16 protein-coding genes and 1 pseudogene are annotated in these 14,006 nt (G+C 61.1%); 12 read left to right on the top strand and 5 right to left on the bottom strand.

All coding sequences use genetic code 11. The features are described from left to right. The 5 genes and pseudogenes from QZ564_RS17170 to QZ564_RS17150 form a co-directional block, all read left to right on the top strand. A pseudogene (locus QZ564_RS17170) lies at positions 1 to 1,725 on the top strand (helicase); the annotation flags it as partial. Positions 1,726 to 1,728: 3 nt separating this feature from the next. Further along, a complete protein-coding gene (locus QZ564_RS17165) occupies positions 1,729 to 2,139 on the top strand; it encodes an RNA-binding S4 domain-containing protein (protein WP_297112619.1) in 411 nt (136 codons plus the stop codon). 153 nt (positions 2,140 to 2,292) lie between these two features. Then, positions 2,293 to 2,631: a ferredoxin FdxA gene (gene fdxA, locus QZ564_RS17160; protein WP_297112616.1), complete on the top strand. Its 339-nt coding sequence runs from the start codon at positions 2,293 to 2,295 to the stop codon at positions 2,629 to 2,631. 366 nt (positions 2,632 to 2,997) lie between these two features. Beyond that, entirely contained in the window at positions 2,998 to 3,564 is a 567-nt protein-coding gene (locus QZ564_RS17155) for a CarD family transcriptional regulator (protein ID WP_297112613.1), read from the top strand. A 141-nt stretch (positions 3,565 to 3,705) separates the two neighbouring features. Next, the gene (locus QZ564_RS17150) at positions 3,706 to 4,038 is read left to right on the top strand and encodes an SMR family transporter (protein ID WP_297112610.1); all 333 of its coding nucleotides are present in this window, start codon (positions 3,706 to 3,708) and stop codon (positions 4,036 to 4,038) included. Here the strand turns inward: QZ564_RS17150 and QZ564_RS17145 are convergent. From QZ564_RS17145 to QZ564_RS17135, 3 genes are read right to left on the bottom strand one after another with little or no spacing between them, the layout of a single operon-like run. Then, the gene (locus QZ564_RS17145) at positions 4,007 to 4,567 is read right to left on the bottom strand and encodes an AAA family ATPase (RefSeq protein ID WP_297112607.1); all 561 of its coding nucleotides are present in this window, start codon (positions 4,565 to 4,567) and stop codon (positions 4,007 to 4,009) included. The two genes, QZ564_RS17150 and QZ564_RS17145, sit on opposite strands and share 32 nt — an antisense overlap. Next, complete coding sequence (locus tag QZ564_RS17140) at positions 4,568 to 5,215, bottom strand: glutathione S-transferase family protein (RefSeq protein WP_297112604.1); 648 nt, start codon at positions 5,213 to 5,215, stop codon at positions 4,568 to 4,570. Further along, on the bottom strand, positions 5,212 to 6,045 hold the full coding sequence (locus QZ564_RS17135) for a methyltransferase domain-containing protein (RefSeq protein WP_297112602.1): 834 nt from the start codon (positions 6,043 to 6,045) through the stop codon (positions 5,212 to 5,214). Before QZ564_RS17135 ends, QZ564_RS17140 begins: the two co-directional genes overlap by 4 nt. 36 nt (positions 6,046 to 6,081) lie before the next feature. Here QZ564_RS17135 and QZ564_RS17130 point away from each other — a divergent pair, with 36 nt between their 5' ends. The 5 genes from QZ564_RS17130 to QZ564_RS17110 all read left to right on the top strand — a co-directional run bounded on the left by QZ564_RS17130 (position 6,082) and on the right by QZ564_RS17110 (position 8,852). Continuing rightward, positions 6,082 to 6,885, top strand: coding sequence for a ComF family protein (locus QZ564_RS17130; protein ID WP_297112622.1), 804 nt, complete (start codon positions 6,082 to 6,084; stop codon positions 6,883 to 6,885). 40 nt (positions 6,886 to 6,925) lie between these two features. Beyond that, positions 6,926 to 7,180 carry a glutaredoxin 3 gene (grxC, locus tag QZ564_RS17125; protein ID WP_297112599.1) on the top strand — a complete coding sequence of 85 codons (255 nt, stop codon included), beginning with the start codon at positions 6,926 to 6,928 and terminating at the stop codon, positions 7,178 to 7,180. Positions 7,181 to 7,186: 6 nt separating this feature from the next. Beyond that, complete coding sequence (locus QZ564_RS17120) at positions 7,187 to 8,014, top strand: carbon-nitrogen hydrolase family protein (protein WP_297112596.1); 828 nt, start codon at positions 7,187 to 7,189, stop codon at positions 8,012 to 8,014. A gap of 65 nt (positions 8,015 to 8,079) precedes the next feature. Continuing rightward, positions 8,080 to 8,502, top strand: coding sequence for a DUF1178 family protein (locus QZ564_RS17115; protein ID WP_297112592.1), 423 nt, complete (start codon positions 8,080 to 8,082; stop codon positions 8,500 to 8,502). Continuing rightward, on the top strand, positions 8,499 to 8,852 hold the full coding sequence (locus QZ564_RS17110) for an MmcQ/YjbR family DNA-binding protein (protein WP_297112590.1): 354 nt from the start codon (positions 8,499 to 8,501) through the stop codon (positions 8,850 to 8,852). The genes QZ564_RS17115 and QZ564_RS17110 overlap by 4 nt, the downstream gene beginning before the upstream one ends. 271 nt (positions 8,853 to 9,123) lie before the next feature. Here QZ564_RS17110 and ilvD read toward each other — a convergent pair whose 3' ends face one another. Continuing rightward, positions 9,124 to 10,977, bottom strand: coding sequence for a dihydroxy-acid dehydratase (ilvD, locus tag QZ564_RS17105; protein ID WP_297112587.1), 1,854 nt, complete (start codon positions 10,975 to 10,977; stop codon positions 9,124 to 9,126). A 181-nt stretch (positions 10,978 to 11,158) separates the two neighbouring features. Between ilvD and QZ564_RS17100 the strand changes: the two genes are divergently transcribed. Then, positions 11,159 to 11,524, top strand: coding sequence for a YciI family protein (locus QZ564_RS17100; RefSeq protein WP_297112584.1), 366 nt, complete (start codon positions 11,159 to 11,161; stop codon positions 11,522 to 11,524). 202 nt (positions 11,525 to 11,726) lie between these two features. Here the strand turns inward: QZ564_RS17100 and QZ564_RS17095 are convergent, their stop codons facing one another. Next, entirely contained in the window at positions 11,727 to 12,653 is a 927-nt protein-coding gene (locus QZ564_RS17095; protein WP_297112581.1) for a hypothetical protein, read from the bottom strand. A gap of 180 nt (positions 12,654 to 12,833) precedes the next feature. Between QZ564_RS17095 and QZ564_RS17090 the strand changes: the two genes are divergently transcribed. Next, positions 12,834 to 13,802, top strand: a complete 969-nt coding sequence (locus QZ564_RS17090; protein ID WP_297112578.1) for a hypothetical protein — start codon at positions 12,834 to 12,836, stop codon at positions 13,800 to 13,802. Positions 13,803 to 14,006 lie beyond the last annotated feature (204 nt).

The raw sequence follows: 14,006 nt of genomic DNA, 5'->3' as shown, positions 1-14,006 counted from the left end.
ATTGACACACTTAGTAACCGGATCAAGCAGATCCGGACCTGGACCTTTGTCGCCAATCGAAAAAACTGGCTTGAAGACCCGAATTATTGGCGCGAAAAGACGCGAGACATTGAGGACCGACTGAGTGACGCTCTGCATGAGCGGCTTACCCAGCGCTTCGTGGACCGGCGCACCAGTGTGTTGCTCCGCCATCTGAAAGACAAACGTATGGTATCTCCCGAAATTACCGAGCGCGGCGAAGTGCGGCTGGAAGGCCATCTCATCGGCACGCTTGAAGGCTTCCGCTTCACCCTGGCCCGCAATGATGGCGAATTGGACGCCAAGGGATTGCGTGGCGCCGCCGACTCGGTTGTCGCCCCGGAGATACGCAATCGTGCCGATAGATTGGCCGGTTCGCCAAATGAAGAATTCGTGTTGGCCACAGATGGCCGGCTGCGCTGGCGTGGCGAGATCGTGGCCGAACTGGCCGAGGGCGACAGCCTCTACCGGCCGCGCATCATCATGCTGGCCGACGAAACGCTGACCGGTCCGGACCTGGAAAAGGTGCAGGACCGCCTCTCGCTCTGGCTGCGGCACCACATCAATACCGTGCTCGAACAGGTCATGGCGCTCGAGGCGCCGGCCGATCTGGAAGGGACCGCACGCGGCCTTGCCTATCAGTTGTTCGAGCATATCGGGCTCTTGCCACGGGCGCAGGTGGCCGACGAGGTCAAGGCGCTCGACCAGGATGTGCGCGGCAAGCTCAGGAAGCTCGGTATCAAGTTCGGCGCCTATCACATCTATCTGCCGCTGTCTTTGAAGCCGGCGCCGCGCGAACTGGCACTGATCCTGTTTGCGCTGAAGAATGGCGGCGTACGCCAGCCCGGCGTCACCGACATTCCCCATATCGTGCTCTCCGGCCGCACCTCTTTCGTGGTCGATCCGGAAGTCGATACGCGGCTTTATGAGATCGCCGGGTTCAAGGTGGCGGGCAGCCGCGCCGTGCGTGTGGACATCCTTGAGCGGCTGGCCGATATCATCCGGCCACTGGTGGCGCTGGATGCCAGCCGTCCTTATCAGGGCGAACTGCCGGCCGGAGCGGCAGAGGGCAATGGTTTCCGCGTCACCGTGGAAATGACGAGCCTGCTGGGCTGCTCGGGCGAGGATTTCTCCTCCATCCTGACCTCGCTGGGCTATCGCGTAAAGCGCACGCCCAAGGTGGTTGAGGCGCCTGCGCCCGTGCCACCGGCGGAGGCCTCTGAGGAAAGCGAGGCGCTCGAACAGTCGTTGGATGCGGCGCCCGCCAGCGTCGAACCAGTGGATGAGGCTGCCGCTGCAACCGCGACGCTGGAAGAGACCGCCCCCGCCGAAGGCGTGGTGCCCGACGCGGCGCCGGCCGAAACGGCGGCTGCCCAGCCGGCCGAGCCGGAATTCGACGAGGTCTGGTTCCCCGGCGGTCGGCGCCACAATGACAACAACCATCGCGGGCGGCAGCGTCGTGAGAGTGATGCGGACGGTCAGCAGGGCCGCCGCAATGATCGTCCGCGCCACAACGGCAAGGGGCCCCGCCGCCCTGATGGTGAAGAGCGGGCAGGTGGCAAGCCGCACAATGGTAAGGGTCGTCCGGATAAGGCGGACCGGGGCGACCGCAAGGATCGTCGCCCGCCGCGCGAGGATCGCAAGCCGGTCTTTGATCCGGACAGCCCCTTTGCGGCGCTTGCGGCCCTGCGCGGCAAGTCGGAGTAGCGATTGGCCGGGACCGAACAGATACCGCTCCGCAAGGAGCGGCTCGACCGGTTCCTGTTCTTTTCGCGCGCCGTCAAGTCGCGCACCCTGGCGCAGAAGATCATCGAAAGCGGCGCTATCCGGGTCAATTCGGAAAAGACCGAGCGCACCGATTTCAAGGTCGGCGCGGGCGATGTGCTGACCATGTCGCTCCACAACCGCATCGTGGTCTGGCGCATCCTCGATTGCGGGACGCGGCGGGGGCCGGCCAGCGAGGCGCAGGGGCTTTACGAGGATATTTCGCCCCCGCCCGTGCCCAAAGCCGAGCTGTCGCCCTATGATGCGGCCATTGCCGAGAGACCGGCGGGAGCGGGGCGTCCAACCAAGAAAGAGCGGCGCGAGACGGACAGATTGCGCGGCAGCGAACCGGATTAGACAAGTCTTTCCTCTCGCTAGCCCCATGCGCCAAACCGTCCCCTCGGACGGCCTTGCGATGCGGCGGAAAACGGTTTAGCACCGAACCCGTTGAGACAGGCGGGCTGACCTGCCCTAAGGGTTGGGCCGCAACAAGACGGGATCGCCTCCTAGATGACCTATATCGTCACCGACAATTGCATCGCCTGCAAATATACCGACTGCGTGGAAGTGTGTCCGGTGGACTGCTTCTATGAAGGCGAGAACATGCTGGTGATCCATCCGGACGAATGCATTGACTGTGGCGTGTGCGAGCCCGAATGTCCCGCCGAAGCGATCAAGCCCGATACCGAAAGCGGGCTGGACGAATGGCTCGAACTCAACCGAAAATTCTCCGCCTCCTGGCCGAACCTGACCGAGCGCCGCGATCCCCTGCCCGATGCCAAGGAACGTGACGGCGAGGACGACAAGCTGGGCAAATATTTCTCCGAGGCCCCCGGGGAAGGCGACTGAGCGGATCCGCTCTCGCCGTCAAGCCAAAATTGACAAGACTTGGCAAGGGTTTGTGACGTTTCTGTCATGTGTTGACAGGCGCGACCGCCCGCGTGCTCGCGCGCTTGATTCGTTCCTTTTGATTCTGCTGAATTTTTGTGCTATGGTGTCACCATATGCAGTTGAGCCCTTCACCCAGCCCGTGCCGCAAGGCACGATTTTTTTGACACCAGACAAGGCTGATGCACGACGTTCCGGCAAGGCGGATCCGGAGCGATGTGGGTTTCGACTGCGCTTATGCGCCCGGGTCGGGCGCCAAACAAGTAGGTTGGCTGGCCCTTCCGCAAGGAACCAGCCATTTGGGGCGTCAACAAGGAGTTCCAGCATATGGTAGCCAAGAAGCAGCAGCAGCGGCTTGGGTTCAAGACGGGCGAGCATGTCGTCTATCCGTCCCACGGCGTCGGCATGATCGTCGCCATTGAAGAGCAGGAAGTCGCTGGGCTGACCCTGGAGCTGTTCGTGATCAGCTTCGAGCAGGACAAGCTGACCCTTCGGGTGCCGGTCGCCAAGATCAAGTCCGTCGGCATGCGCAAGCTGGCCGAGGAAGACGAAGTCAAGCGGGCACTCGAGACCGTCACCGGCCGCGCCCGCGTCAAGCGCACCATGTGGTCGCGCCGCGCCCAGGAATATGAAGCCAAGATCAATTCGGGCGATCTGATCGCCATTTCCGAAGTGGTCCGCGACCTCTATCGCTCTGAAGAGCAGCCCGAGCAGTCCTATTCGGAACGCCAGCTGTTCGAACAGGCCATGGACCGCATGAGCCGCGAAATCGGCGCCGTGCGCAAACTCACCCTCACCGAGGCCGTGCAGCTGATCGAAAAGCAGCTCGCCAAGAGCCCCAAGCGCACCAAGGCCGATGCGGCCGAAGCCGAAAGCGACGAGGAAGCGGCGTAAGCTTCTGCGTCAGATTGATTGGAAAAGGCCGGTGGAGACACCGGCCTTTTTTATTGCCGGATGAGCACAAACCAAACCAGCAGCGTGACTTGGCGTCGCCGATCTGATCAAAGCCGGTGAATGTGATTTTCCGGTGATCCCATGCCCAGCTATGCCTATCTCGCCATTGCCATTATCGCTGAAGTGATTGCCACCTCGGCGCTCAAGGCGTCAGAGGGGTTCTCCAACCTGCTGCCGTCCATCCTGGTCGTGGTGGGTTATGGTGTGGCGTTTTACTGTTTGTCGATGACCCTGCGCACGATCCCGGTCGGCATTGCCTATGCCATCTGGTCGGGTGCTGGCATTGTGCTGGTCTCGCTGATCGGCTTTGCCCTTTATGGCCAGAAGCTCGATGTCTGGGCCGTTGTCGGCATCGGGCTGATCATGTCCGGCGTGCTGATCCTCAACCTTCTGTCGAAGTCGGTGGCCCATTGAGGCGGTAGCGGCCAGTGGTCAAGGCGGCCTGCAAAGCGGTGATGGTCTCGGCCCGGCCCAGGCCGCCGACATCGAGCGCAAACCGCTCATGTTCGCCAAGGTCGGCGAACTCGGAATGCAATGCGGCCACCACATCCGGGTCGCTCAGGCTATCGCCACCCCGCGCTAGGCAGCGCGCCACGGCCTCGTCGGCAGAGGTGCGCAGTACGACGTAGTGCAATGGCAAATCCAGCGCACTGAAGATCGGCAACGCCCAGGGCCGGATGACGCCATCGAGCGCCACGAAATAATTGTTGCGCGCATAGGCGCCGGCGACACCCGCCGCGATCTCCATGACCATCTGGTTCTGTGTGTGCGACTCGGGCAGCCAGGGCTCGATCTTGCCGGTCTTGATATAGCCCCAGAAGTCGTCCGAATGCAGATGGACCTTGGGGACGCCAGACATATGCGCCAGAGCTTCGGCCGTCGTCGTCTTGCCCGAGCCCGGATGGCCGGAAAGGATCAGGATATGGCCGGCGGGCAGGTCCATCTAGTCAGTCACCCGTAGCGGTTCGTAGGAAACCATGACGTGCTCGGCAAAGGCCGGGCGCTGGGTCAGGGCCCGATAATACCTCTCCAGAGCCGGCAGGGGCGGGCGAGCAATGTCGATATCGAAATAGCGATAGAGCACGTGGCCGAACTGGATGTCAGCAAGGGTCAGGGCATCGCCAGCCAGAAAGGGATGGCGGGTCAATTGCATCTCCGCGATCGCCAGGAACCGCTCGAGCTTGGCCAGAGCCCCGGCAATAGCCTGGGGGTCTCGTTTGGAGGGGGGCGTGCGCACCACGCGCCAGAAGACCGGTCCGGTGAAACCCAGCGTGATATTGATCTTGGCCCATTCGGCCCATTTATCCACTTCGGCCCGGTCGGTCGGATCGGCAGGCCAGAAACTGTCGGTGGCGTAGCGGGCGGCCAGATAGCGCAGGATCGCACCCGTCTCCCATAGTGCGAGGCCATCGCCATCGCGCAGCACGGGCACGGTGCCATTCGGGTTCATGTCGAGGAATTCCGGCGTGTCATTGCCACCATGGATATGGCCGATTTCGTGGCGCTGGTAGTTGAGTTCCAGCTCCCCGATGCACCACATCAAAGCCTGCACATTGGAGGAGGTCTTGCGGCCCCAGACCGTCAGGGTCATGGCGTTTCTCCTCCCAGAACATCCCTCATGCTGACCGTGGCGCTGCCGGGCCTCAGCGGCTTTTGCTGGCTTTCATGCGGCACCCAGCCGGCCAGCCAGATGATCTCAAGGGTTGCGCGCACCCGGCCATCGGGATCGCTTTCCTTCTCGGCATAAGCCTGGGCAGCGGCGGAGAGCAGGGTGCGGGTGGCAAAGCGCCGGGGCCGGTCGGCCAGTGGATTGGAAGCGCCCAGCGCCTTGAGTTCGGCCATCAATGCAAAGGGATTGGCATAGCGGACGCGATGAGTCTCGACATCGGCCACCGGCAGTGCAAGGCCGGCCCGCTGCAGAAGGGCTCCGGCGTCGCGCACCTGCGCCATGGGCGCGACGCGCGCCGAGGCGCCGCCGGTCACCTGCAGGTCGGCAGCGAGAAAGGCTTCGCGCAATTCGGTCAGGGTTTCGCCGCCCAGAAAGGCGGCCAGCAGCAGGCCATCGGGCTTGAGCACCCGCCGCAACCGCGCCAGATGCCCCGGCACGTCGTTCACCGCCTGCAGGTGCAGCAGCGAAATGACAAGGTCTTGCTCACCCTCCGGCAGAGCAGGGAACTCCGCGCCAGAAAAGGCCTCCACCCGCTGCACCGTGACCGGGCCATTGGCTGTCACCAGCGAGCTTGGCAAGGTCTCGGCATCCGGCCCGATCAGAATGGCTTGGGTAAAGTCGCGCTTGTAGGCGCTGAGGCGCTCGGACAGGTCCTCGAGGACAAGCTCACGCACGAAATTGTCGACCGATTGGCGCCTCTTCAGATTGCGGGCGATCTGGACATCGTCGAACAGGCGGGGGGCGGTGGTCATGCTGGGGGTTTTCGCCGGGACGGGATCGTGAGCAATATGCGCCTTATGGAGACGGGGGACGGGGAAGTCAAAGGCATGGCACCGGTCAGGACTGTGCGACGCGGGCTGGCCGGGATTGGCGGTGCCTTGCTTGACCTTGTCTATCCGCCGGTCTGCGCAGCCTGCAAGGAGCCGCTGACAGGTGGCGATGCGCTCTGCAGCCCATGTTTTTCGGGGCTCCGGCAGATCACCGCGCCGCTCTGCCCGGTGCTGGGTATTCCGTTCGAAGCCGACATGGGCGAGGCGCTGTCGGCGGAGGCGCTGGCCGACCCTCCACCTTTTGCGCAAGCGCGGGCGGCGGTCGCCTATGGCGAAATCGCCGGCACGCTGATCAGCCGCCTCAAATATGGCGATCGCCCTGAACTGGCCCGTTTCTGTGCCGGATTGATGGTGCAGGCGGGCCAGGCATTCTGGGATGCCAGGCCGGTCATCGTGCCCGTGCCTCTCCATGCCAGTCGGTTGCGGTTCCGGCGTTATAACCAGTCCGTATTGTTGGCCCGGGAGGTGGGCCGGCAGACCGGGTTGGATGTTGATGCCCATCTGGTCCGGCGGCACCGCAAGACGAGGCAACAGGTGGGGCTTTCCGGCGATGGACGGCTGCGCAATGTGCAAGGCGCCTTTTCGGTTCACCCGCAAGTGCTGGAACGGCTCAGGGGACATCCCGTTGTGCTTGTCGACGATGTCTATACCACCGGGGCGACAGTCAAGGCCGTCACGCGCGTGCTCAAGCGGGGCGGTGCCGAAGTGGTCAATGTGCTGACATTTGCCCGCGTTGTCATTGGCGAGGATCTGCCCATATAAGGGAGGAAATCGCCTGAATTTTTCGGGAGCCAGGAAATACATGGCCAAGGTCGAAATCTATACCACACCCACCTGTCCCTATTGCCACGCGGCCAAGGCGCTGCTGAACGAGAAGGGCGTGGACTATACCGAGATCACCGTGCTCGATCCGGCGCTGCGCGAGAAGATGACCCAGCGCGCCAATGGGCGCCGCACCGTGCCGCAGATCTTTGTCGGGGAGACCCATGTCGGGGGCTATGACGACATGGCCGCGCTCGATAGGCGCGGCGGGCTCGACCCCTTGCTGGCGCAGTAGCCACGCATGAAAATCGCCGCCATCCAGATGTGTTCCGGCCTCGACCCTGAGGCCAATCTTGCTGCGCTCGAACCGCTGCTGGCCGAGGCCGCTGCGCAGGGTGCGCGGTATGCGCTGACCCCTGAGGTGACGCTGATCTTTCCCGAGAACCGGGACCAGTTGAAATCAGTGGCGGCGCCGTTCGAGGGCCATCCGCAATTGGCACGGGTGGGGGGACTGGCCCGCCAGCATGATATGCATATCCATATCGGCTCGCTGCCGGTCCCGGCCGAGGACGGGCGCTTCGCCAATCGCTCGGTGCTGTTCGGGCCGGACGGGGAGCAGGCTGCGATCTATGACAAGATCCACCTGTTTGATGCCGATATTGCCGGGCTCAACGCCTATCGCGAAAGCGCCACCTACATGCCCGGCGAAACGGCCGTAACCGCGCCATTGGGTGATTTCACCCTGGGCTTTTCCATCTGCTATGACATGCGCTTTCCCCGCCTTTACAACGCCCTGGCCAATGGCGGGGCAACGCTGATGGCAGTGCCCGCTGCCTTTACCGTGCCGACGGGCCAGGCCCATTGGCATGTGCTGCTGCGTGCCCGGGCGATCGAGACGGGGTCCTATGTCATTGCCGCCGCCCAGGGCGGCAGCCATGCCAATGGCCGGTCCACCTATGGCCATTCGCTGGTCATCGACCCCTGGGGCAAGGTGATTGCCGAACTCGAGCATGACCGGCCAGGCGTCCTGGTCGCCGAGATCGATCCGGCGGCGGTGATCGAGGCGCGCCGGCGCGTGCCGGCCCTGGCCAATGCCCGCGAGTTTTCCGGCCCGGATTTGCAGGGCTGAGCCGGTTTCCTATATGGAAGGATGATGGGCGCCACAGCGCGCCGGAAGAAACGACGACCAGAAACGTGATCCAGTATTCGCTTCAATGTTCTAACGGCCATCGCTACGAGGCCTGGTTCAAAAGCGCCGCTGCCTATGACGAGCAGCAGGCGCGTGGCATCGTCACCTGTGCCCAGTGCGGCGATGCCCATGTCGAAAAGGCCCCGATGGCGCCCAATGTCGCCCGCACCGACCAGGAACGCGTGCCGCTGAGCGCCAACCATCCCGAGGCCGCCAGGATTCGCGCCATGCTGCGCCAATACCGGCAGAAGGTGATGAGCGAGGCGGAAAATGTTGGCGACCGTTTTGCCGAAGAAGCCCGCAAGATCCATTTCGAAGAAGCAGAAGCGCGCGGCATCTATGGCGAGGCGACCAAGGATGAGGTCCTTGGCCTGATCGAGGATGGCGTTGATTTCCTGCCTCTGCCGGATGTCGGTGAAGACAATTGAGCCTGTTCGTGCGCGATGGCTTTGACGCCGCTCTCTCAGCGCTCCCCGGTGTCACCTTCGTCGATCAGTGGGAAGCGCGTGTGGCCAAGGTGGGCGGCAAGGTGTTTTGCCTGCTGTCTGACAATGCGCCCTTTCGGGTGGTCTTCAAATGTGGCGAAGAGAGCTTCGATATTCTCACCAGCCTTGAGGGCGTGACGCAGGCGGCCTATTTCGCCAAGCGGCAATGGGTGAGCGTGGCGCAGGATTCCGAGCTCAGCGACGACGACGTGCGAGCCTATGCCGCTCGCTCGCATGCGCTGGTGGCCAAGGGCCTGACCAAGAAGCTGCAGGCCGAACTGGGCATAATCTGAATTTTGGTGAGATTGGGTCGGCCCGATAGGGAGGGTGGAATCCCCGCTATCGAGCCTGACCAGGCCAGCAAGCCTTGGCAGGCCGCTGGTTGGCTGCGGGCGATGTAGCACCGCCCCGCCTGCTTGTCACGCGATTGTCGCAAAGGCGCATTGCCGCAGGAGACACATTGTCCTCCTCGGGCTTGGCCCGAGGATCATGCGCTGCGAATGCGATGATCTGGTTGCCCTCGGGTCAGATCCGAGGGCGGAACCGTGACATAGCGGATGCACCCTAGTTCCAGAGCTTGTCGATAGCCGCCGTGTCGCGCACCGCGCCCTTGGCCGCCGAGGTCACCAGGGCCGCATAGGCCTTCAATGCCGTGGTGACCTTGCGCTTGCGCGGCTGGGCGGGTTTCCAGCCGAGCTTGTCCTGCTCGGCGCGGCGGGCGGCGAGTTCAGCATCGGAGACCAGCACATTGACGGTGCGGTTGGGAATGTCGATCTCGATCATGTCGCCTTCACGCACGAGGCCAATGGCGCCGCCTTCTGCCGCCTCGGGCGAGGCGTGGCCGATGGAGAGGCCCGATGTGCCACCCGAAAAGCGTCCGTCGGTCAGCAGAGCACAGGCTTTGCCGAGACCCTTGGATTTGAGATAGCTCGTGGGATAGAGCATTTCCTGCATGCCCGGGCCGCCCTTGGGACCTTCATAGCGGATGACGACGACGTCGCCTTCCTTGACCTCGTTGGAAAGGATCGCCTTGACCGTCATGTCCTGGCTTTCAAAGACGCGGGCCGGACCGGTGAATTTGAGGATCGACTCGTCCACGCCTGCGGTCTTCACGATGCAGCCATCGAGCGCGATATTGCCCTTGAGTACGGCGAGGCCCCCATCCTTGGAGAAGGGGTTTTCAGGCGAGCGGATGGCGCCATTGGTGCGATCGGTGTCCAGTTCCTTCCAGCGATTGGACTGGGAAAAGGCCTGGGTTGTGCGCACGCCGCCGGGCGCGGCCATGTAGAACTGACGCACGGATTCGGAATTGGTGCGCGAAATGTCCCATTTGTCGATGGCGTCGCCCATGGTCGCCGCATGGACCGTGGGTTCGGTGCGATTGATCAGGCCCGCGCGGTCGAGCTGGCCCAGAATTGCGAAGATGCCGCCGGCGCGGTGCACGTCTTCCATGTGGACATCCTGCTTGGCCGGGGCGACCTTGGAGAGCACCGGCACCTTGCGGCTCAGCCGGTCAATATCGTCCATGGTGAAATCGACGCCGCCTTCGAAGGCCGCCGCCAGGATATGCAGTACGGTATTGGTCGAGCCGCCCATGGCGATATCGAGGCTCATGGCGTTTTCGAAAGCCGCCTTGGTGGCGATCGAACGCGGCAGCACGCTTTCGTCTTCCTGCTCATAGTAGCGGCGGGCCAGGTCAACGATCAGGTGACCAGCCTCCTGGAAAAGGCGCTTGCGATCCGAATGGGTGGCGAGCGTCGAGCCATTGCCCGGCAGGCTGAGGCCCAAGGCCTCGGTCAGGCAGTTCATGGAATTGGCGGTGAACATGCCCGAGCAGGAGCCGCAAGTGGGGCAGGCGGCCTCCTCGACGGCCTGCACTTCCTCGTCGGTATAGTGGTCGTCGGCGGCCATCACCATGGCATCGACCAGATCGAGCGCCTGAAGCTTGCCCTTGACCAGCGCCTTGCCTGCTTCCATCGGACCGCCGGAAACGAAGACCACCGGGATGTTCAAACGCATGGCGGCATTGAGCATGCCGGGGGTGATCTTGTCGCAATTGGAGATGCAGACCATGGCGTCGGCGCAATGCGCATTGACCATATATTCCACCGAGTCCGCGATGATGTCGCGGCTGGGCAGCGAATAGAGCATGCCGTCATGGCCCATGGCGATGCCGTCATCGACCGCAATGGTGTTGAACTCCTTGGCGACGCCGCCGGCCGCCTCGATTTCGCGGGCCACCAGCTGGCCGAGATCCTTCAGATGCACATGGCCGGGGACGAACTGGGTGAAGCTGTTCACCACGGCAATGATCGGTTTGCCGAAATCCCCGTCCTTCATGCCGGTGGCGCGCCAAAGGCCGCGCGCGCCGGCCATGTTGCGGCCATGGGTTGTGGTGCGGGAACGATAGGCGGGCATGGTGTTGTCCTCGAGATACTGCCGGTGGACCGGTTTTTGCGTTGGTTCTGTTTAGACCCATTCCAGGCAGGCTTCAAGAAATTTCCGTACCGTACCGTACGGTACGGTTGTTGTCGAAGTTTTGTCCTGTGGCCCGTTGCGCCTGTGTAAGGATCAACAACGCAGCCACAGGAGATTTTTCATGCGTTATTTCATGAGCATCATGCCGCCCGCCGACCTCAAGCCCGAAGACGTGTCCCAGGGGTTGATGGACGCCATGGGTCCCTGGATGGAGAAATGCCTGGCCAACGGCACGCTGATTTCCACCGGTGGCCTCAAAGGCGCCGAAGAGGGTCGGCGCCTTGGCGGCGCCTCAGGCACGATCATCGTCACCGACGGCCCCTTCACCGAAGCCAAGGAGGTGCTGGGCGGCTATGCCGTGTTCGAGGCGCCCGACCTTGAAGTCGCCACCACATTGGCCCGCGAGTTCATGCAGATGCATATCGACAACGGCATTCCGGACCTGGTGCTGGAACTGCGCGAAATCGCTGGCGGCGCGAACTACTGAGAGGCCGCCGCACTCAGCATCGTCCCGCAATTCTCCCTGGGGCCCCGTCTCGGGGAGATTCGTTGTGGCGGAAACCGACGCCATTTAGCCATTGCTCGCTAGCCCGGCTTCTAGAAAGCAGACGTAACCAGCGCCCGTTGGTGGAAGGTCAGGACTGCCAAGGTACGCATTCTCACACTTTACAACGCTCGAATTAGACCGGCTATCCCCTGTCATAAAAGAAGAACTTTCTGTCCTCCTCGTTGTGCAATTCATGATGCGCAATGTGATGGTCGCTTTTCGCTACCGCTTCCGAGCAAAGAAAGTATGGGAAATCGCCAAAGCCAAACTCAGCGACCACAGATTGTATGTCTTTATCATAGCAATCACTTAGAGATTTCATGTCTGTAGACGGAAAGCTATTCTTGAACAATTTGTTGTACTTTGGCTGGAAGTAACGAATGAATGACGCCTCATAGAGAGTTGTCCGTTCAGCCTCGCTAGTTCCGTATAGCTTGTCTAGCCCAAGATCGATCCGATCACCATTCTCGTCCTGCTCCTTAGCGAACGGATTGAAGAAGGTAATTAGCCGCGTACCTGGCATTATTTGCACCAGAAGGACCGATAGCCGTCGTCCGTCAGGAACGCCTTGGATCGAAATTTTTTGTAGTGTTTCGTGCTTTGCCAGCCGGTCTAGGGCATTTCGACTACCCGAGTCTCCGAACGCCTGACCGACATACAAGACGTTGAAGTCGAAGCCACCGCTCTGTCTAGAGAGCTCCATTCCAATTAGCTTCTGGTTTGGCCAAGCTTTTTTTCCATCGGGCATCAAGATGTAGACGCCTTGATCATGCTTGATGGCTGCACCTGGCGGGAGATCTATCGGCACTTCGTAGCTTACGCCGGAGACCGTGAAGGCAAAGTGCGCTGTTTTGCCGTTTTGGAATGCGTTCTCAAATTTTACAGTCGGCGTGTGACCGATCATGTAGATATGGCATTTCGCAGCTCCAGCGGCATGCTCATCATGGAAGGCTGGATCGTAGAGCTGCTGTGCGTCCAGCATGATATTGGATGTTGCAATCAAATTGAGCATGTTTTCCGTGTCAAAGCGCATCTTTGACATAAGCTCTTCAAAGTCGTCCTTGGCCATTTTCGCCTCTTTCCAATTGTCCGAGTAGCTTCCAATCTTTCCCCGACGGGACTGGTGTCAGAAGGTCCGAACCCGTATCCCCACACTTGCAAGGCGGAATGTATGATGCTGGCGCAGGGGAATATTGAATGTCTGGTCGCCACCGCTAACAGTAGATTCACATTAGAGGGGAACGCTTAAGTGCGGCCTGACGAGTACTGGAAGAATTTCAACCTCGGCACCGAGCTCGATATCGCTGGACGGTTCATCTTTAACGGGCTCCTGGCATTCCACGAGATAAAGCATTTTGCTTCCGAAGAAGACGCCTTCGAGTTCCTCTATTCGGTTTCTGTCGGCGTCGAGCGTTTGCTGAAGATAGCGGTTATTCTGACGGAGCATGATAACACTGTCGATCAGGAAGACTTTGAGAAAAGCCTGATCACTCACACTCACCAAGAGCTTGCGCGGCGGTTGAGAGGGCCGCATGGGCTGATATTTCCTGCGCGGGAAAACGAATTCATTGCCCTCTTGGGCCGATTCTACACGTCTCAACGTTATGGCCGCTACAGCTTAGATTCGGTCTTAGCGCCCGCCCAAGAGCGCGACGAGCTCGTTAAATTCCTGGAAAAGCACCTCGACGTGAAGATCGATGTCGGTGGGTGGGTGGTCACCTCAAATGAGCGCCGGCATCGAAAATTCGTCGGTACGGTGATTTCGAAGGTCGTTATCCCTGTTCATAAAATCGTCGAGGACGAGGCCCGACGTCTCAATCTGTATACCTACGAGATTGATTATCGGTCGAAAGCGTCAAAAATATTCATTCGCAAGAAGTTCGACTTTGAAGAGGAGGACATCCTGCAGGCCGAGTTGCTCGCCTATTTTCTATCAAAGGAGGCGAGCGGCCCGAATTCGAGCTTCATCCGCGAGCGTGTCACGCCACTACCTTTCGACCCAGCCCTTGAAGGCGAATATCTGGCAGCCCTGCGGTCCGAGTGGCGGAAGATCACCGTGCTCGACGAGCTTGAATCGCACTACGAAGAGGTCGCTGACTTCAAACAGCGGCGCGAAATGCTGGAAGTCTCGTTGCTCGAAAGCCTGCACTATGGTGATGAGGACGAAGACGTTGAGGACGTCGAGCTGGACGACAATGAGGATGACGATGATAGGTAGGCAAATCTGTAGCGGCTGCCAAGAGAGCTTAGGGGCTGATAGCAGACAGGCAGGAAACCACCCCATTTCCGCCTCGACGACGATCCGAAACAATCTTATCCCCGGGGTAGAAAAATCCCCCATACTGTCCCCGTCCTCACCGACAACACGCGGTACCGACGAAGTGCCGGGTGAGGAGGCAGGCCGCACGGTGTCGATCGGGCG

The sequence above is a fragment of the uncultured Devosia sp. genome, from assembly GCF_913055165.1.
Lineage (GTDB): Bacteria > Pseudomonadota > Alphaproteobacteria > Rhizobiales > Devosiaceae > Devosia.
This window is presented reverse-complemented; position numbering and strand designations above follow the sequence as displayed.